General features: G+C 25.4%; 18 protein-coding genes and 1 pseudogene. 18 read left to right on the top strand and 1 reads right to left on the bottom strand.

Features of this window, described 5'->3' with window-relative positions; genetic code table 11:
• The first annotated feature begins 443 nt into the window (after positions 1 to 443).
• The 18 genes from BM020_RS04670 to guaB all read left to right on the top strand — a co-directional run bounded on the left by BM020_RS04670 (position 444) and on the right by guaB (position 19,976).
• Positions 444 to 1,457 (top strand): energy-coupling factor transporter transmembrane component T, encoded by a 1,014-nt coding sequence (locus tag BM020_RS04670; protein WP_234970518.1) that lies wholly within the window; start codon positions 444 to 446, stop codon positions 1,455 to 1,457.
• Between the two features lie 52 nt (positions 1,458 to 1,509).
• The gene (locus BM020_RS04665) at positions 1,510 to 3,381 is read left to right on the top strand and encodes an ABC transporter ATP-binding protein (protein ID WP_067146176.1); all 1,872 of its coding nucleotides are present in this window, start codon (positions 1,510 to 1,512) and stop codon (positions 3,379 to 3,381) included.
• Between the two features lie 73 nt (positions 3,382 to 3,454).
• Positions 3,455 to 4,159, top strand: a complete 705-nt coding sequence (locus BM020_RS04660; protein ID WP_067146178.1) for an ECF transporter S component — start codon at positions 3,455 to 3,457, stop codon at positions 4,157 to 4,159.
• 442 nt (positions 4,160 to 4,601) lie between these two features.
• Positions 4,602 to 4,907, top strand: coding sequence for a nucleotidyltransferase domain-containing protein (locus tag BM020_RS04655; protein ID WP_067146180.1), 306 nt, complete (start codon positions 4,602 to 4,604; stop codon positions 4,905 to 4,907).
• A 477-nt stretch (positions 4,908 to 5,384) separates the two neighbouring features.
• Positions 5,385 to 6,545 carry an adenosylcobinamide amidohydrolase gene (locus BM020_RS04650; RefSeq protein ID WP_067146182.1) on the top strand — a complete coding sequence of 387 codons (1,161 nt, stop codon included), beginning with the start codon at positions 5,385 to 5,387 and terminating at the stop codon, positions 6,543 to 6,545.
• A 267-nt stretch (positions 6,546 to 6,812) separates the two neighbouring features.
• Complete coding sequence (locus BM020_RS04645; protein WP_067146184.1) at positions 6,813 to 7,907, top strand: hypothetical protein; 1,095 nt, start codon at positions 6,813 to 6,815, stop codon at positions 7,905 to 7,907.
• 245 nt (positions 7,908 to 8,152) lie between these two features.
• Positions 8,153 to 8,989, top strand: a complete 837-nt coding sequence (locus BM020_RS04640; RefSeq protein WP_200781247.1) for an ATP-binding cassette domain-containing protein — start codon at positions 8,153 to 8,155, stop codon at positions 8,987 to 8,989.
• Between the two features lie 580 nt (positions 8,990 to 9,569).
• Entirely contained in the window at positions 9,570 to 10,763 is a 1,194-nt protein-coding gene (locus BM020_RS04635) for a tetratricopeptide repeat protein (RefSeq protein WP_067146186.1), read from the top strand.
• 456 nt (positions 10,764 to 11,219) lie between these two features.
• Positions 11,220 to 11,507: a hypothetical protein gene (locus tag BM020_RS04630; RefSeq protein WP_067146188.1), complete on the top strand. Its 288-nt coding sequence runs from the start codon at positions 11,220 to 11,222 to the stop codon at positions 11,505 to 11,507.
• A gap of 20 nt (positions 11,508 to 11,527) precedes the next feature.
• Positions 11,528 to 12,058, top strand: coding sequence for a hypothetical protein (locus BM020_RS04625; protein ID WP_067146190.1), 531 nt, complete (start codon positions 11,528 to 11,530; stop codon positions 12,056 to 12,058).
• Positions 12,059 to 12,102: 44 nt separating this feature from the next.
• Positions 12,103 to 12,741, top strand: coding sequence for a hypothetical protein (locus BM020_RS04620; protein ID WP_067146192.1), 639 nt, complete (start codon positions 12,103 to 12,105; stop codon positions 12,739 to 12,741).
• Positions 12,742 to 13,023: 282 nt separating this feature from the next.
• A complete protein-coding gene (ribC, locus tag BM020_RS04615; RefSeq protein WP_067146193.1) occupies positions 13,024 to 13,482 on the top strand; it encodes a riboflavin synthase in 459 nt (152 codons plus the stop codon).
• Between the two features lie 94 nt (positions 13,483 to 13,576).
• A complete protein-coding gene (locus BM020_RS04610) occupies positions 13,577 to 14,284 on the top strand; it encodes a glycosyltransferase family 2 protein (protein ID WP_074798397.1) in 708 nt (235 codons plus the stop codon).
• A 93-nt stretch (positions 14,285 to 14,377) separates the two neighbouring features.
• Positions 14,378 to 14,761, top strand: coding sequence for a DUF2304 domain-containing protein (locus tag BM020_RS04605; RefSeq protein WP_327037150.1), 384 nt, complete (start codon positions 14,378 to 14,380; stop codon positions 14,759 to 14,761).
• Between the two features lie 307 nt (positions 14,762 to 15,068).
• The gene (locus tag BM020_RS04600; protein WP_082762104.1) at positions 15,069 to 15,815 is read left to right on the top strand and encodes a (Fe-S)-binding protein; all 747 of its coding nucleotides are present in this window, start codon (positions 15,069 to 15,071) and stop codon (positions 15,813 to 15,815) included.
• The gene (locus BM020_RS04595) at positions 15,812 to 17,038 is read left to right on the top strand and encodes an LUD domain-containing protein (protein WP_067146199.1); all 1,227 of its coding nucleotides are present in this window, start codon (positions 15,812 to 15,814) and stop codon (positions 17,036 to 17,038) included. The genes BM020_RS04600 and BM020_RS04595 overlap by 4 nt, the downstream gene beginning before the upstream one ends.
• Positions 17,039 to 17,578: 540 nt before the next feature.
• Positions 17,579 to 18,298, top strand: coding sequence for a (5-formylfuran-3-yl)methyl phosphate synthase (locus tag BM020_RS04590; protein WP_067146201.1), 720 nt, complete (start codon positions 17,579 to 17,581; stop codon positions 18,296 to 18,298).
• 184 nt (positions 18,299 to 18,482) lie between these two features.
• Complete coding sequence (gene guaB / locus BM020_RS04585) at positions 18,483 to 19,976, top strand: IMP dehydrogenase (protein ID WP_067146203.1); 1,494 nt, start codon at positions 18,483 to 18,485, stop codon at positions 19,974 to 19,976.
• Between the two features lie 213 nt (positions 19,977 to 20,189).
• On the opposite strand, the pseudogene BM020_RS09820 reads toward guaB, so the two are convergent.
• Positions 20,190 to 20,528: pseudogene (locus BM020_RS09820) on the bottom strand (IS5/IS1182 family transposase); the annotation flags it as partial.

Below are 20,528 nucleotides of genomic sequence, written 5' to 3'. Positions count from 1 at the left end.
ATATTAGTATCAATTATAATTTATATTTTATAAAATATATTTTATAGGTTTATAAATTGTGTTGAAGACTATGTTTTAGGATAAAGATCTATTTAAAGGTAATGTTTTTTTTATTCGATTTTGCTAGATTATGGGATGATTGATATTTTCTTTTAATTTAATCCTAAAGCATAGTGTTTTTATTGATTTTTTCTCTATTTTTATAGTTATTTTTTAGTTTTATTGCTGATTTTTTCTATGAATCAAATTTATTTTATTTTTTTTAAAGAAAGCTTTATATAGATTACAAATTAAATATTAAATTGTTTATTAAATGAATTTATTTAAAAAATATTTAATTTTAAAGAAACTGTTAGATTAATAAAGTTTTGAAATTATAATTAATTCAGACTGAAATTAGATATCACTTAAATGGCTTAGCATTGAAATTAGGGGAACTATTTATGGAACTTACATCTATTCATCCAGGAGTTTATTTGATTTATTATTTTATTATGGTTCTCTTTGCGTTTATTTTCAGTGACCCTTACTTTGTATTGACTTTTTTAGTTTTAATGATTATTTTAATTAGTCTTCAAGGAATAAGTTCTGAGTTAAAAAATATGATGAAATTTTTTATTCCCCTAAGTATTTTAATAATAATATTGAATCCTTTACTGAATAGAACAGGATTTCATAAAATATATTTAGGGTCTAATTTTTTTCTAACTTATGAAGCTATTGCTTATGGTATTTTAATGTCTTTAGCATTATTTATTGTTATTTTAGTCTTTGCATCTTACAATAGATCAGTTTCTTACCAAGAAATGCTTTATATCTTTTCTAAAAAGTTACCAATTATTTCTATGATAATTCTTATGGCTTTAAGATTTATTCCATTAATCAATTCAAGAGCTATTGAAGTTCAAAAGTTAAATAGTTTAAAAAATAATGGAATTGAATTTGATGGTGATGATTATGAATTAGGTGAAAATGATGAAAAAGGCAATGATTTAGAAAAAATAGATTTAGATAAATTTAACTCTAATTTTAATACTAACTATAATTCTAAATTAATTAATAAACTTAAATCAAATAAAAGAATTTCATCCATTATTAAAGAAGCAAAAACACTTGGTAGGATAATGGGAATAACTGTTTCATGGTCTTTAGAAGAATCTATGTTTACAGCTAAATCTATGAAAGCAAGAGCTTATAATGTAACTGAAAGAACTAGCTATTTATCATATAGGTTTTCAAATGCAGATTATCTATTTTTATTAATAATTATAGTTACTGTATCAATTATAATAGTTGGATTAATTCAAGGAGTGGGAATGATTAATATTTATCCATCTATTGACTTTTCATTTAGTAATTTACCATTCAATATTTATTATTTATCATTTGTAGTATTTTTATTACCTTTAATTTATCTAGAAATTAAGGAACGTATCTTATATGGCATTAATTTCTAATATCAATCAAATTAATTTCATTTAAAAATTATCATTTAATGGGAGAGAGCTCATGGCATTAATTGAATTTAATAATTTTAGCTTTTCATATCTTAATTCTGATGGGTCTGAATCACAAACAAAAGCTTTAAACAATATCAATCTTGAAATTAACTATGGAGATTTTGTTTTATTATGTGGGCCATCAGCTTGTGGAAAAACAACTTTACTAACTAATCTTAAGAAAGAATTGATGCCTGCTGGTGTAAGAACTGGTGAAATTAAGTTTAATGGAGTTAAAATACAAGATTTAGATGATATCTCCTCTGGATGTGATATTGGATATCTATTTCAAAACCCAGATAGTCAAATAGTAACAGATACTGTAATTCAGGAGATTGCTTTTCCATTAGAAAATATTGCTCTTCCAACAGAAGAGATAAGAAATAGAATTAGTGAAATAGTAGCTTTCTTTGGTATTAATGGAATTTTACATAAAAATGTAAATGAATTATCTGGTGGACAAAAACAATTGGTAAATCTTTGTTCTCTTTTAGTTTTAAGGCCTAAAGTTCTTCTACTTGATGAGCCAATGTCACAACTTGATCCGATTGCCTCTTATGAATTTTTATCAATAGTTAGAAGGTTAAATGAAGAATTTTCTATAACTGTTATTATGAGTGAACATAAAGCAGACAGTATCTTCCCATTCATAGATAAAGCAGTTTTTTTAAAAAATGGCAGAATAGAATTTAATGGTAATTCACATGATATTTGTGATGATGTAGTTGATGATGATATATTTGAAAATTATCTTCCTACTGTTACTAAAATTTATAACTCATTATCAGTAAAGTATCCAAGTTTATCTAAATTGAATACTCCTTTAAGTATTCGTGAAGGTAGGGGATGCCTTAATACAATTCATGATGATTTAATTAAAATAAGTGGTGATGATGATTATTCTAATAATTTAGTTTCTAATCATATAGCTCAATCCAGTAAAAGATATCATTCTCAAGAAAAAATAGCTATTATAGATAAACTTTCATTAAATAGGAATAAAGATGTATTAGTAAAAATGAAAGGAATATACTTTGCTTATGAAAGAGACCACCTTATATTAAAAAATCTAGACTTTGATTTAAATAAAGGTGAATTTGTAAGTTTAATTGGTGGAAATGGGGTAGGTAAATCAACCTTTTTACAATTGTTAGTAGGGATGTTAAAACCAATTAAAGGTAAGCTAAAGTACAAAAAAGGCATTAAACTAGCTTATGTTCATCAAAATCCTATGATTCACTTTTCTAAAGATAATGTAAAAGAGGAGTTTCTAGAATCTATTATAGAATCTAATTTATTTAATAAATTAAATGATAAAAAAGGCAATGATAATAGGAATAATAATATTAATTTTAATAAAGAGGAATATGAAAAACTATTAAAACTCTCTAATGAAGAATTTATTGAATCGGATATTTTAAATAGTTTAGAATTTGATAATACTAAGTTTAAATTTAAAGATTTAATAGAATTCTTTGATATTTCTGATTTAATTAATAAGCATCCCTATGATTGTAGTGGTGGAGAACAAGAAAAGATAGTGATCGTTAAGGCAATACTTCAAAATGCAGATGTTCTAATATTAGATGAACCTACAAAAGGTCTAGATCCAATCTCTAGTAAGGCTCTTGCAGATATTTTAAATTCTTTAAGGGATAATGGATTAACTATATTGATGTCAAGTCATGATTTAGATTTTGTTGCTAATAATTGTAAACGTTGTTTGATGTTATTTGATAGGGATATTCAAATAGATGATGATCCTAAGGTCATATTTGCAGAGAATAACTTCTATACTACCTTTACAAATAGGATGGTTAAGGAATATATTCCTGAAATAGTTACTTTTAATGATGTAAAATCCAAATGGGATTTAAAATAGATATTTTTAAGATTATAAATGTTTATAAGAAAGATTATATTTTGTAGATGTTATTTATTTAGAGTGTGTGATAATGAGTGCAATGGATGAAATGTTAACAAATGCCTCAGCAAGTACTAGTGAACTTGTAAATGGCCCCATATTTACAATTACAATGGTTATTTTCTTAATATTATTACTTGCTGGACTTATTTATGCAGTATTTAAAATGTATGAGCAAAAAAAGCCAACAGTTGAATCAATTGTATTGATCGCTGTTTTAACAGCTGTTGCTGTTGTAGGGCGTCTTATTCTTATGTCAATTCCTGCTGTAAATATGGCATCATTTATTATAATAATGGTTGGTGCTGTTTTTTCTAAGGAAGAAGGCTTTTTAGTAGGTGCTTTAACTGCATTAGTATCAGGTTTATTTATGGGAATGGGATATTGGGTCCTCTTCCAGATGCTTGCATGGGGACTTATGGGGGCAACTGCAGGTTTATTTGCTTCTAAATTTGATAATGTAGCTTTCAGGATTGTATTTGGATTGCTATGGGGATTATTATATGGATGGATTACAGATGTTTCTGCAATCTTCTATTCTGGAACAGCTTTAGAAATAAGTCCAATAATTGCATTATATATCAATGGTTTTAGCTATGATTTAACTCATGGTGTAACAAATGCAGTACTTTTAGTAGTATTGTATGACTGGTTTAAAAAGATGTTTACTAGGGCAAAGGTAAAATATTTATCTGGTAATTCATCTGAAAGTGAAAGTATTAGCCTTTCTGACTAAGGTTCTTTCTTAATAACACATGATCTTAGTACTTCTTCTGGTGAAGGATGGGGATTAGCTAAGGTTTATAAAGACCTTTAAATGGAATAAACTGATAATGATTGAAAATTAACTGATTTTTAATCATTATTCTTTTTTAAAGTTAATTCTATTTAAAAAGGATTAATTAAGTTTTCTTTTTTAAAGTTAATTTGATTTAAAAAGGATTAATTAAGTTTTCTTTTTTAAAGTTAATTAGATTTAAAAAGGATTAATTAAGTTTTCTTTTTTAAAGTTAATTAGATTTAAAAAGGATTAATTAAGTTTTTTATTTTTTATCAAATTATTTTTTTCTTTACTTTAAATCATATTTGTGTTTTTTCAGAGTTACAATATGATAATATTTATAATTTATAAAATTTATATTATCTATTATATGAAATAATCTTTTGGTGGTTATATAATGAATAATCGTGTTGAAATTGCTCGTGAGTTTGCAGAGGCTATTAAATCAGATAAAATTATAAAGATTATATTATTTGGTTCTGTAGCTCGTGGGGAAGATAGTGAAGAGTCTGATATTGATATTTTGATTATTTCTAATGAGTGGGAACAAATTGATTCTCTAATTACTGATGAGGTTTTTAAAGTTGTTTTAGATAAACAAGAGCTTATTTCCCCATATGTTTTATCTGAAAAACAGTTTAATGAAACAAAGGACTTTAATTTCTTAACTAATGTTTTAGAGGATGGTGTAGTAATTGGATGAAAGTAAAGCATTTATTAATAAAGCAAAAAGTAAATTAGTTTCCATAAGGTATTGTATGAAATTGGTCAATATGGTGATTCATTAGGTAGGTCTTATTATGTAATGTTCTTATCAGCTAGCATTATTAGTTAAAGATGGCTATGATATAAGTTCTCATAAGTCTTTAATTAGTATTTTTGGTAGGGAATATGTAAAGAATGCTGATTATGATGCTATTGATACGATTTCTAAAGAAATTGCTCATGAAAGGATTATTCAAGCTGAAAAGTTTATAAAAGAGACTGAAAGACTTTTATAAATTTACTTATTTTTTTATTTTTTAAAGATTTAAAATAAATAATTATAGATGTTAAATTATTATTTTTTATTTTTTATAAAATATTATTAGAAAGAAATTAAATTTTTTATTTTTTATAAAGTATTATTAGAAAGAAATTAAATTAAAAATTTTATTTTATTCTATTTTGAGGAACTTATATGACATTTAATCAAAACAAAGATTTTAAATTATTACAAAAAACAAGTGATGGTGATGAAGTATTAAAGAATTCTAACACCCTACTTGTTAAATTTGCTTCAAAAAAGAATGGTATAGTAAGTTCTTGGTTAAATGGAGGATACAATGAAGATTTAGCTGCTGTGTTTAATCATCAATTATCTCAAGAGAATATTGATAAATATGAAGATAGTGGCATTTTAGACTTCTTAAAAGATTTGTCTTGTGATTTTTATAAAAATCTTGATTTACGAACTAATAAGTTAAGCGGGCTTATTACCTCTGCAAAAATTGAAAATTTTGCAATAGCTTGCCAAAGGTATCGGGATATTGAAGTTGTGGCTATTACAACTGCTGGTGTTAGAGTAAATGCAGTTTCTGCAGGTGATTTAGCTTCTTATTATGAAATAAATGGACAATATGATTTGGATATTGGTGAACTTAGTTCTGAAAATAATTATGATGATAAGAAAGATGATTTAGAGGATAAAAACCCTATTAAACTTGGAACTATAAATATTATTGTTTTAATTAATTCTAAATTAGATGAAAGTTCACTACTTTTAGCTGAAATGATTGCAATAGAAGCTAAAACAGTTGCACTTAGGGATTTGATGGCTTCAAGTAATTATTCTCTAGAAGTGGCTACCGGTACAGGAACTGATGGAATTGCTATATTTTCTAATTTAGACAGTGAAAATACAATTGAAAATGTTAGTAAGCATGCTAAAATAGGTGAACTTATTGCCAAAGTTGTTATTGAATCTATAAAAGAATCTTTAGCAAAAGTACAATGGTTAACTCCATCTTATCAATTAAATGCTCTAGTTAGATTAGATAGATTTAAATTACAATTAGATGATTTTTATAACAATTATTTAACAGATTATATAAGAATTGATAATGAAGAAGAGAAAAAAGAATTTATTTTATCTTTAGTAAAAGTTTCTAAAAATCCAGAACTTGTAGCAAATGTTTCTTTAATTATCCATCTTTTAGATCAATATAGAGTTGGTTTATTAAGTAAAAAAACAGTTTATAGAGTTTCTAAGTCTATATTAAATAATCAATTTAATAGAAAAGACTGGTATTCTATGAAATTACTTTTAAAGTATGTGATTAAGACTCAATTAAAAGAGTAAATCTTTTATCATTTTATTTTCTAATTTTTAAAACATATTATTCCTGTATTTTTATTTTTTTAATTAATTATTATTTTACTTACTTTATTAACTTATTTAAAAACTAAATTTACAATTTAATAAGATATATATTTATATAATAACATATATTTATATAAAATATATATTTGCATAAAATATATATTTATATAAAATATATATTTACATAAAATATACGTTTACCTAATGTATATTTTTTTATAAATTAAATGGTTAGAGAGGTTTATTATGAATTTAAAATATACAACTTTTATATTATTAATTATATGTTTAACTTTTACTGTTGCAGTTTCTGCTAGTGATATTAATGATGATAACTTTAATTTAGATACTGTAGATATTTATAATGAGAATATTGGGGAAGTTAGTGCAGATTCAGTTAATATGAATTCTTTAGAAGCTAAAAATAATTTTAAATCTAATATACTTAGTGATAATAAAGATCAGGATAATTCATTAAATGAAAATTCTAGCACAGTTACTACTGATAATGGCGGAATACGTAATATTAGTTTCTCTGATGGATATAATGGATATTGTATTGATATGACATTACATGGTGCTGAAGCTGGAGAATCTTTTTCAGTTAAGGATACCTCTGTAATTAGGAATCATTTAGATAATTCTTCAGTTGGAGAATATTTAAAAATATTATTTTATAATTATTATGATGCAGTAAGCATTGACAAAGAAATAGCTAGCGAAGCTGTTTGGACATTTACTGATAGGTATTATAAAAATAGTAGTGATGAATTGGTTAAAAATGTAATAAATGACTATAATGGAGGTTTAAGAGTTTCAGATCATGGAACTATTAAAAAGATAAATGATACTCATGAAATGGTCTTTGATTTTGAAACTTTAATTTCTTCATCTGATTTAATTCAAAATTATTTTGGATATAAAGTAAGTATTAAAGAAATAGAAAATTCTACTAATGGTACTTCAAATGATACTTTGAATAATTCTACTAATGGTACTTCGAATGATACTTTGAATAATTCTACTAATGATACTTCGAATGATACTTCAAATAATTCTACTGATACTAATTTAGAAGACAAAACTGAGGATAGTACTAATTTAGAGTATAATTCAACTGATTCTTTAGATGATGATTCAGTTGATTCTTTAGAGGATGATGATGAAGATGATTATTTAAATGAAGATACTAATACAGAATATGATTTTAATAATAAAAATTCCTCTATAAAAAATAATAACCAAAAAGGAATTTCTGGTGTTGTAGCTGGAAATCCATTGTTAATTTTAATTATTAGCTTAATATTATTAGTATTTGTTCAATTTAGAACTAAAAAATAGCTTATTTTTAAAATAATAGTTTATGTGAAATACATAAATTATTTTATTATTTTTTTTTAAATTATTCTAAATTATTATTGATTGTTTTTCTTTTTTTTTTTTATTTAGAATTGATTATAAATTTTAACTTTTTTTATTTTAAAAGTATTACTTTTTTTAAGTTTTTAAATGGTTTTTTATTACTTTTTTTAAAATTTATATACTTTCATAGATATAATAATTATTATTTAGTTGGAGGAATTACTATTTTAAAGGCAATAAATATAGTTTATGAATATCCAGATGGAACAAGAGCACTAAATAATATTAATTTTAAAGTAGAAAAAGGGGAGATGGTTGCTCTTTTAGGAAGAAATGGTGCAGGAAAATCAACACTATTTTTACATTTTAATGGTATTCATCAAGCGAAGTCTGGTGAGATTTTTATTGATGGGGAAAAGTTAGAATATGATAAAAAAAGTCTTCTAAAAGCTCGCCAAAAAATAGGAATTGTATTTCAAAACCCAGATAATCAATTATTTGCCCCAACTGTAGAGGAAGATGTGGCTTTTGGCCCAATGAATTTAGGCCTACCAATAAGGGAAGTAGAACAAAGGGTAAAAGATTCTCTTGAAAAAGTAGGGATGTTTGGCTTTGAAAAGAAATCCCCTCACCATTTAAGTGGTGGACAAAAGAAAAGAGTAGCTATTGCAGGTATTTTAGCTATGAAACCAGAGCTTATGATTCTAGATGAACCTACATCTGGCCTTGATCCTAAGGGTGCTTCTCATATACTTAAATTATTGCATGATTTAAATAAAGAAGGAATGACTATTGTTATTTCAACTCATGATGTAGATTTAGTTCCTGTTTATTCAAATAAAATTTTTTTAATTAGTGATGGTGAGATTATTGCTAATGGATTACCTAATGAGGTCTTTTCCGATGTAGAACTTATTAGATCTGCTGATTTACGCCTACCTAGAATAGCTCACCTTGCAGAGATTTTAAATAAAAAAGATGGATTAGATTTCGGTGACTATTATCCTTTAACAATTGGTGAGGCACGGGCAAAGATTCTTGATTTGGTTAATAAAGACTAATTGGATTTATTTTTAATATAAAATTCTTTTTTTAGTTTTAATTTTATTATTCTATTTATTTTTAATTTTATTATTCTATTTATTTTTAATTTTATTATTCTATTTATTTTTTATTATATCATTCTAGTATTCTGTTATTCTTATTTGATTGCTTTTAAATTTAAGATAAACTATTTATATGATTAAAAAAATATTATTTTCTAAAATAATTATCCTCTATTAAAAATTATTTTTATAATATTTTTCTCAATTTTATATTTTGAATTTAATTAATAGTTATTTTTTAATATGACTATCAATATAATATTTAATAGTTGAATTAATTTTAGTTGGTATTATGATTTTTGCTGATACTAAAATTTATAAAAATAATCAAAGTTCTATTCCTCTAAAATAAAAAAAATGTGATATATGTCTGATGATATTATGGAAGTAGCAAAGTTATTCTATTTAGATGCAGTAGTGACTTTTTATAGAGAATTATAAGAAAAATAAAGATATAAAAATTATTAGTTAAATCTAGGTTAATCATTTTTTAATCTTTTTAATTGACTAATTTATTAACTATTTGATGATTTAAATGACAGATGAGATAATAAGCCAAATCAAGAGAAATTTAAGTGGAAATCCTGATTTAGATAGGGATTATTTAGTATCTCAACTAGAGCACTATAAAAATCATGAATCTTCCTATAAGATAATTAAGGAGATTTCAAAATTAATTTGGCAATCTTTAGACTTCGATCATGATGAAATGAATATTCACTCTAAAAAAACTAATATATCCAGAGTTCTTGATGAACTTATTCCATATATTGAAAACCGTGATAAAAAAACTGCATTAAATAAGTTAGATAAGTTTATGGAAAATTTCAAGGATGAATATGAAAATAAAGAAAACCATAAAGAAAGTGATTTTAAATCAAATAGACCTATTACTGAAATTCAATATATGAGATACGAGGAAAATAAACTCTCTAGAAGCCCAAAATCTTATAGAACATCTTCTATCAAGGATAAAAAAGTTAATTGGCGTAAAGAAGTAAAAATTAACAAATTAAATAAGGATAATGAAAAACATATTGTTGAAAAAGAGTTTCACAGTTTCTTAAATCCTTTAGAAGAGATTTTATTTTATCAATACATTGGCCTAGAAAAGGAATTAGCTTATATACCTCTTAATGAACCACTTTTTGATTTGTATTATCTTTATGGTAGTTTACTTTTAGAAAATGATAATTTTACAAAAGCTGAAGAATATTTACTGAAAGCTTTAAGAATTAATCCAGTATCATCAAAAACTATTTTATCCCTAGTAGATATTTATAAATCTAAAACACGTACTTATAATAGATTTTTCTTATATAATGTAGATGCTTTAAAGTTTGCATATAAAAATGAAGATATAGCAAGAGCTTATAGAAATTTTGGCTTCTTTTATGTTGAAGAAGGCCAATTAGATATTGCTGCTGTTTTCTATGACTATAGTTTAAACTTTGATTTTAATAAACAAGCATTTAGAGAATTGGAATATTTAAAATCTCGTGGTATTAATACTAAAATAGATGAAAAAGAAGCAGAGAAAATTATTGAATCTAAAAATATTCAATTAGGTGTAAATCCATTTATTCTAGATACCTTAAAAATTATTGCTTTTGATTTAGAAAGTAGAAAGTATTATAGCGGAGCTCTATATTTTTATAGGATTTTATATGATCTAACCAAAGACAATTTAGTTTTAGGTAAAATTAATTCTATTCAGAATAAGATCTAATTAAAAGTAAAAATCTAGAGATTAGTCAAGAGTTCTATTATATTTCAATTGATAATTTTAAAATTATTAATGAAAATGAAATTCTTAATTCTAATGATGAAGGAATGGATATTTTTAAAAAACATGGTAGAAATTAAGTTTTACAGGTTCTAGTATAGTTACTACAATGGTTAAAGATAATATTGCTTATTAATTGACTTTTGAGAAACAATTTAAAAATGAAGATTCTATTACAGTTATTAGTGAATAATTCTTTAAATTTTTTTCGATTTCTGATTATTTGTTTATTTATTTTAAATTAGTTTTATTTAATTCATAGCCAGAATTAAAAATAATTAATTTTATATATACTCAAATCATAATAATATATACTACTATATATTATTAACGTGTTTGAATACACAGATTTTTATAAAATTTTTTCTTTTTTTAATATTCGAAGTGGAGGTTATAGATATGGAATGGAAAACACTTCAATCTAAGGTTCATGGATTAAATCTTAATGACTTAATAAAAGAAGAATTCTTAAAAAAGTTAAATGATGAATTTGATAATAGAGATATTGATATAGTTACTATACAAATAGCTATAAGAGATAAATTAGAAGAGCCTTCTGATGATGTAAATTTAGATGTGATTTCATTATCTAATAACACTATTGAAGATACTTTACTTAATAATACTATTGTAGATGTTAATTCAATTGAAAATTATGAAAAAATAAAAAAAGTACTTGATGAATAAATAATGTGAGGTGCTTTATAATGGAACATGTGACAAATAATATAATGCCTGGAAAGTCTATTATTATACAATCAGATTATATTTCTCAAGGGGCTAAATTTTATGATTCTTTTGTCAATGCTTTAAAAGAATTAAAGGAAATCATTTCTTCTAAAGTTGAAAAAATTGTTCATAATGAGGAAAAAAGTTCCACACAGTTAGTATTAGATATTAAAGAATCTTTTGAATCAATTGAAGATATTTTAGCTAAATCTCCACTTTATGAAGATGAATATTTTACTTTTTCTTCTATTAAAGATATGTCATTTTATATTTTAGATGATAAATCATTATATGCTCATTTAGAAATGATACTTGATTTAATTACTAATTTCATTGATATCATTCAAATTAAAAAAAGTAATTCTAGAGACTATGTTGAAAAACAAGAGGAATTCAGTTTATTTTTATCTAAATATGAACAAAAGTTTTATACTGAAATATCTAAACCTAGTGAGTATTATGATGAAAGAACATTAGGTGAAATAACTAATTCTTTATTAGATTTATAAAAATAATGAAAGGATGGTTTGGATGAATTCTTTTGTTGATACTAATGTTTTCCATAGCATATACTTTTCTTATAGATCCCTTTAACAATAATTCTATTAATGCATTTAGAAAGTATAGTGCTATTTTTTGGTCAAATCTTGTTAAAGAAGAATTTGATAAAGTTTTTATTTCAAAAAAAGAAGTCTTAGTCCGATTTTATAAGAAATTATTGAAAGATTTAAAGCAGGAAAAAGTTCTAAATTTAAGATTTAATGATTTAAATAAATATATTAAACAAGGAACTTCTATTAAAAAAGATTATAAACAAATTAAAAGTTCTTTGTCTTCATTTTGGGACAGATATGTTGATGAAAGTTTTCCTTCATTAGACTCATTAGAAATAGCCATTAACCTTTGTTTGAGAGATTTAAGAATTGTATCTTATAAAAGAAAAACTGATTGGGAAAATTATTCCCAATTAACTGAGAAAAGGACTAATAAATATTTTAACTTAAATAATAAGTTAAGGAGGAATGGTGTTCATCCTCCAGATAACGAAATAGTTTTAGATGCTCATGATCATAATTTAAAAACTTCTTATGACTTGGATTTTATTACTTTTGATAAAAATTGTTATGATGGTGCAAAGCTTGCTGATTTTTCTTTTCATGATGTAAAATTTATATGGGATTTTACTTTTTAATTATTACTTCTTTCTATTTTTTGTATCACTTTTATCCATTTTTGTTCGTAGGTGCACTGATTTTTTTACTTTTTATGATAAATTTTAATAATGCATGGTTTAAATATATAATATGATTATTTTTATGAATAATAATCAAAAAAAGTAATGATTATCTTTGAAGTTTATATATAATTAAAAACATATTTTATATTGTATTAAAATATAAAAAGAAATTATTATTAATTATTTTTATTGGAATTAATTGTTATTAAGATAATTATTATTTAATTGGTGAGTAAAATGAGAATAGGGATTGCAGATACTACATTTGCTCGTTTTGATATGGGTGCTGCAGCTATTGATGAACTAAAGAATAATGCTTCAGACCTTAAGATTATTCGCACTACTGTTCCAGGTGTAAAAGATCTTCCAGTAGCAAGTAAAAAATTAATTGAAGAGGAAGATTGTGAAATCGTTATGGCTTTAGGAATGCCTGGACCTATGGAAAAAGATAAGATGTGTGCTCATGAAGCATCTACTGGCTTAATTCGTGCACAATTAATGACTAATACTCATATCTTAGAAGTATTTGTTCATGAAGATGAAGAGGAGGACCCAAAAGAGCTTAAAAAATTAGCAGAAAATAGAGCTCGTGAACATGCTCGAAACCTTATAAAAATGATGTTCCATCCTAAGCTTATGAGAAAAGAAGCAGGAAAAGGAATGAGAGAAGGTAAAGAAGACGCAGGTCCTTTATAATTGAAAATATAGAATAAATTAAATTATTTTGAAGACAAGGTTCTTTATAATTGAAAATATAGAATAAATTAAATTCTTTAAATTTAACGATACTATGCAGAACTTAGATTCTAAAATCACAAAAGATGTTTATTTAGTTGTTCCAGCTTTTAATGAAGAGAAAACTGTATCTCAAATTATAGAGGGAATTGCTCAAAAGGGATATAAAGTGATTCTTGTAAATGATGGCTCTAAAGACAATACTCTTAATTTAGCTATAGAATCAAAAAAGAAATATCCTAGTAATATATTTGTAGTTTCTCATGTAATTAATAGAGGTTTAGGAGCTGCATTAAAAACAGGAATGGTTGTTGCACTTAATAAGGGTGCTAAATACATTGTAACATTTGATGCTGATGGACAACATGGAATTGAAGATATTCCAAAAGTTTGTAAACCTTTAAAAGAGGGAAAGGCTGATGTTGTAATTGGTGCAAGACCTTTTGAGGATATGCCAATTAGTAAAAGCTTTGCTAATATTATTATGAATGCTTTAACATTGATATTTTATGGTAGGAAAGTCAAAGATTCCCAATCTGGATTGAGAGCTTTCACTGCTAATGCTACAGATTTAATAAATATTGTCTCAAGAGGATATGGTGTTTCATCTGAATTCATTAAAGAAATTAGTGATAAAAATCTTAGATTAGCTGAAGTAACTATTACTACAATTTATACTCCAGAAACTCAAAATAAAGGTACGGATGCTATTGTTGGTTTAAAAATTTTAGTTAAAATGGTGATTGATTTATTTAGGATTTAGTGGTATTGCTTTTTTGTGATTGATTTATTTAGGATTTAGTGGTATTGTTTTTTGTGATTGATTTATTTAAATTATGATTAAAATGGAAGTGTTATTATTATAGGTCCATTTCGTATATATCAAATTTTATTAATTATTATAACTATAATAGCTATAATCTTTATGTATAATAGGTTGCGTGTTAAGAAAATCACTCCTGCTACATTTGGATTATGGGTTGTTATTTGCTTAATAATAAATTTCTTTGCTTTTGCTCCTAAACTTAGTGATCCCCTTGCGGGATTCTTTGGTTTTGGTAGAGGGTTAGATTTATTGCTTGTTGTTGGATTTGCATTTACTGTTTATGTTCTGTTTAGATTATATGTAAAAATTGATGAGATAAATCAGAATATGACTGACTTGGTTAGAGCTTTAGCTATTCATGATGAAATTAAATTAGAAGATATTGAATCTGAATTAAAAGAAAAAAAGGAATAGCTATACTATTTAAATGAATTTTTAGTTAAAGAATGAATAATTATATTATTTAAATGAATTTTTAGCTAAAAAAATGAATAGCTATACTATTTAAATGAATTTTTTTATTTTATTCATTATCTTATTATTTTATTCTATTTTATTCAATTTAATTAATTTTTAGTATTTTAATTTATTTAGATTAACTAATATTTTTTAGATTTAATCTTATTTCAGCTACTATCTTTAAATGTAAAAAATATTATTTATATATAAGTTTAATTACTTAAAAATAGAGGAATTTTTAATTATTAAATAAGGTAAAATTATGTTATTATATTTTAAAGGTTGTACAGCACGTGAAAAATTAAATTCAATTAGTGATGCTACTGAAAAATTATTAAAACTAGCAAATATAGATTATGAAACTTTAGATGATGAAAAGTGCTGCGGGTCTGTACTACTTAGAACTGGTTTTTTAGAAGATGCGACTCAGCAAATGAATAAGAATTTAACTGGCTTTAAAGGAAAAACTATTCTTACTTCTTGTGCTGGATGTTATAAAACATTAAAAGAAGATTATAAGAAATATTTAGATGCTGATTTAGATGTCATTCATATTTCTCAATTATTAAAAGAATTAATAAAAGAAAATAAAATCAAGCTTCAATTTAATAATGATTTAAAGGTTAGTTATCATGACCCATGTCATTTAGCTAGACATGCAGGAGAATATGAAGCTCCGCGCAAGGTTATTAAATCTATTTCTAATCTGGTTGAAATGGAAAATATAAGGGAAAAATCTAGATGTTGTGGCTCTGGTGGTGGTGTAAAATCTGCTTATGGGGATTTATCTAATTCAATAGCTAAATTAAGAATTAAAGAGGCAGAGGAGACTGGTGCAAGCTTATTGATTAGTGCATGTCCTTTTTGTAAATTGAATTTAAGTCAGAATTCAGATAATTTAGAAGTTTTAGATTTATCAGAATTTGCCCTAGAACATATCAATTTAAATGATGATTCTAGAGATATTGATTTAGAAAAAGATGCTGATAATGGAGATGAAAGACAATGAAAGAAGAAGAAATTGAATCAATGAGAAAAGTATTCAATAATCTAAAGAAAAAGATTGAACCTCTTTCTGAGTCTCCTAAAATACAGGCTCTTCAAAAAAGAGTGATAGATATTAGAAAAGATGCAATAGAAAATAATAATGAATTAATTGCTATTGCAAAAGAAAGCTTTAAAGATAATGGCATTGATTGTTTTTATGCAAATGATGAAATGGAAGCAAGAGAGATATTATTAGATTTGATTAATGAAGAAATTGAATCAAGCAATATTGATAAAAACGAGGTTTTCATTGCTAAATCTAAATCTAATACATTACGTGAGATAAATGTATCAGAGTTTTTAGAAAAACATGGTATGAATATTGTAGAAACAGATTTAGGGGACCGTATTTTACAATTAAAAAAAGAAGATAACAATCCAGTTCATCCAACAGGGCCGGCTTCTCATTTAACTCTTCAAGATATTGCAAATATTGTCAATGAGTCTATGGATTTAGATTTAAATTCAGTTCCAAGAGAAATCATGGAAGCCGTTAGAGAGGATGTTTTAAAACTTCTTGAAAAGTCTTATATAGGTATCAGTGGTTCCAATTCAATAGCTGCTGAAGATGGTGCAATTTTAATGCTCCATAATGAAGGAAATATTAGTATAGTTCAAAATAAAAAACTCCATATCATTGTTGCAGGACTTGATAAACTAGTACCATCTTTAGAGGATTCTGTTTCTATTGCTAAATTAGAAACTGCTTATGCAACTGGAAAACCTTTAACTTCTTATATGAATATTGTAGCAGGTCCTTCTAAAACTGCTGATATTGAGAAAAAACTTCTTAAAAATATGTATGGAGCAGAAAAAGTAGCAGTTATTTTACTAGATAACGGCAGAAAAGAAGCTATTGATGAATGTCTTTGGTGTATTGGCTGTGGTAATTGTATTGTAAGTTGTCCTGTTTATAATATTGTAGGTAATGAATTTGGTTACTCTAGCTATTTAGGTGGTCGTGGTGTTGCTATGAGCAAATACCTTAAGGATAATAAAGTCAGTGTCGGTTCAGGTTTATATATGTGTACTTTATGTGGAATGTGTACTGAAAATTGTCCAGTTCTTACTCCTACCTATGAAATTATAGAAAGCTTAAGAAATACAGCTCAAAAAGAGGGCCTTTCAAGAGAGCCACATAAGAAAATAAGAGACAATATTAAAGATAAAGGGTCTCCTTATTAGTTTTTAGTTTCATTTTTTTAATTATTTGACTTTTTCTTTTATTTATTTCCTTTTTATTTTAATTTCTATAAAATTCATTTCTATTTTGTTTTTACTTTGTTTATTTAATTTTTTTAGCTTTTTTACTTATTTTTATTTTTTATTTTTTTATTTATTAGTTATTATTACTCTATATTTTCTTAAGAAATCATAGAACTTATAATAAAAATGTAAAGCTTTTTATAATATTATTTATATAATTATAAATAATTTAAAATGTTTTATAGAATATTATCTTTTATAATATTTATAATATTTTTTGTATCTGAAAGTTTATTAATGAAAAATATTTTATAAAAATTTTAAATTATAATTTATTAAATTTTTTAATAAAATTTCAAGATTTAAGCCAAATTTTAATAAATTTTAATTTAAATTAATTTATTAAATTTTAGAATTATTCTTTAGAATTATTATTAAAAATATTAAAATCATAATTAAATTTATAAAATTATTAAGTTAGAAAAAATAAATAATGATATAGTTTTTGGAGGAATATATTTGCTTTTATTAATTAGTCCTATAAATCATGATGAAGCTTTAGAATCTATTGAAGGTGGAGCAGACATAGTAGATGTTAAAAATCCTAAAGAAGGTTCCCTTGGAGCTAATTTCCCTTGGGTAATTAAAGATATTAGGGAAATTACTCCTGATGATATGCTTGTAAGTGCAACTTTAGGAGATGTTCCATACAAACCAGGAACTGTTTCTTTAGCTGCTATTGGTGCATTGGTTTCTGGTGCAGACTATATTAAAGTAGGATTATATGGTCCTAGTAACTATGAAGAAGGATTAGAAGTAATGAAAAATGTAGTGAAAACTGTAAAGGATAATAATCCTAATGCTACTGTTGTTGCTTCTGGTTATGCTGATGCTCATAGGGTTGGAGCAGTGAGTCCTTGGGATATTCCAAAAGTAGCAAAAGACTCTGGTGCAGATATTGCTATGTTAGATACTGCTGTAAAGGATGGACACACTTTATTTGATTACTTAAGCATTGATGATTGTAAAAAATTCACTGAAGAAGCTCACAGTTATGGATTAAAAGTAGCTTTGGCAGGCTCTGTTAAAAAAGATCAATTAAAACCATTATATGATATTGGCTGTGATGTTGTAGGTGTTAGAGGAGCTGCTTGTGTAGGTGGAGACAGAAATACTGGTCACATTGATCATAATGCTGTAGCTGAATTAAAAGAGCTCGTACAATCTTTTGAAAACTAAATTTATATGATCTTTGATTTAATCATTTTATTTAATTAAATTATTCTAATTCATTTAAATTAATATGATTTTTTTAAATATTTAATTAAATTATTCTAATTCATTTAAATTAATATGATTTTTTTAAATATTTTTAATTATATTTGTTGTTTATTTTTTTACAATTTTTAAGGAGGTAAAAATATTGCAATTTTCTGATAAAATTTATAATGCAAAACCTGGTTATACTTATGATGATTTTTTATTAGTTCCTAATGCTTCTTGGATTGAAGCAAAAGATGTAGATACTAAGGTTAGTTTAACTAAAGATATTAAATTAAATATTCCTATTATGAGTGCTGCAATGGACACTGTAACTGAGGCAGATTTAGCTATTGCACTTGCTCAAGAGGGAGGTATCGGTGTAATTCATCGTAATATTAATCAAGAATCTCAAGTTAAAGAAGTTAAAAAAGTTAAAAGTGCAGAGGATATCACTGTTCGTGATGTAGTAACCATTAGTCCGGAATCTTCTATTGAAACTGTTCAAGACATTATGGAGAACGAATCTGTTAGCGGTCTTCCTGTAATGGAAAATGATAAAATTGTAGGAATTATTTCTAAAAGGGATGTAAGGCCATTTTTAAAATCTGAGTCTAAAAGATTAGTTAAAGAAATAATGACTTCTGAAGTTGTTACTATTAAAGAGAACATTAGCTCAGAAGAAGCTTTAGATATTGCTTATGAAAATAAGGTGGAAAGATTACCTGTTATTAGTGAAGATGGTTCTTTAGTAGGTATTCTTACTATTAAAGATATTTTAAACCAAGATCAACACCCTAATGCTGCACTTGATAAAAATGGCAAATATTTAGTAGCTGCTGCATGTGGCCCTTTTGACCTTGATAGAGCTATGGCTTTAGACCAAGCAGGTGCTGATATTATTTCTATTGACTGTGCTCATGCTCACAATATGAATGTAGTTAGATTTGCAGAAACTATTAAAGATAACATTGATGCAGATTTATGTATGGGTAACATTGCTACATATGAAGCTGCAGAAGATTTAATTTCTCATGGGGCAGATGGACTTAAAGTAGGTATCGGTCCCGGTTCTATTTGTACTACCCGTATTGTTGCAGGTATTGGTGTTCCACAATTAACTGCTATTGCTGATGTTGCTGATGTTGCAAGTGAAGCAGGTATTCCGGTTATTGCTGATGGTGGTTTAAGATACTCTGGAGATATTGCAAAAGCTATTGGTGCTGGTGCAGATGTAGTGATGCTTGGTAATTTGCTTGCAGGAACTTTAGAAGCTCCTGGTGATGTAGTAACTATGAATGGTAGAAAATTCAAACAATACCGTGGAATGGGTTCTATGGGAGCTATGACTGGTGGATCTGGTGGTGGAGCTGACAGATACTTCCAAGAGTTAGAAAAAGGTTCTCAAATGAAACATTCAAAATTGGTACCTGAAGGTGTAGAAGGTGTAGTTCCATATAAAGGAACTGTAAATGAGGTTATTTTCCAATTAGTTGGTGGATTAAAATCTTCTATGGGTTACTGTGGTGCTAAAAATATTCAAACAATGAAAGAAGTTGCAAATTTCGTTAGAATTACTGCAAGCGGTATTAAAGAATCTCACCCACATGACTTTTTAATTACTAATGAAAGTCCAAATTATCCAACTTTAGACTAATTATTTATTAATTAGTCTATTTCATTTATTAATTTTGTTTTTAAGCTAATTTATTTTATTTCTTCTTATTTAGAAGTATAATTTTTATCTTTTTTTACAATTCTAATTAGAATTACTTTTTAAAGTCTTTAAATATTATATATAATATTTCTATATAACATTTATTTTTCTATTTTTAACAGGTTTTATAAAATATTTAGGGTCCTAGATTTTTTACATTTCTGCAAGCTTTTGTAGGGCTGTTTTTGTAGTGTAGCCTTGTAATGTGATGAGCCCTGCTAAAAATACATTTAAATATACGGTTCTTTTTACTGAATCATGTGTATATTTGTGTATGTCTCTCATGTTGAGTCCATCTTTGCATAATTTGAAGAAGTCTTCTATTTTACCCCTTATTGGTTTATATTTTTCCCAATTGTTTATTTTTTCTAAAAATTCGTTTTTTAGTCTTTTTAATAGTTTTTTAATCTTTTCTGTGTTCTTTTTTGGGTTAAATATCTCTAATTTGTAGTTGAATATTTGATTTAATTTTTTCATTTTCATATTTTCTTT

Source organism: Methanobrevibacter olleyae (genome assembly GCF_900114585.1).
Lineage (GTDB): Archaea > Methanobacteriota > Methanobacteria > Methanobacteriales > Methanobacteriaceae > Methanobrevibacter > Methanobrevibacter olleyae.
This window is presented reverse-complemented; position numbering and strand designations above follow the sequence as displayed.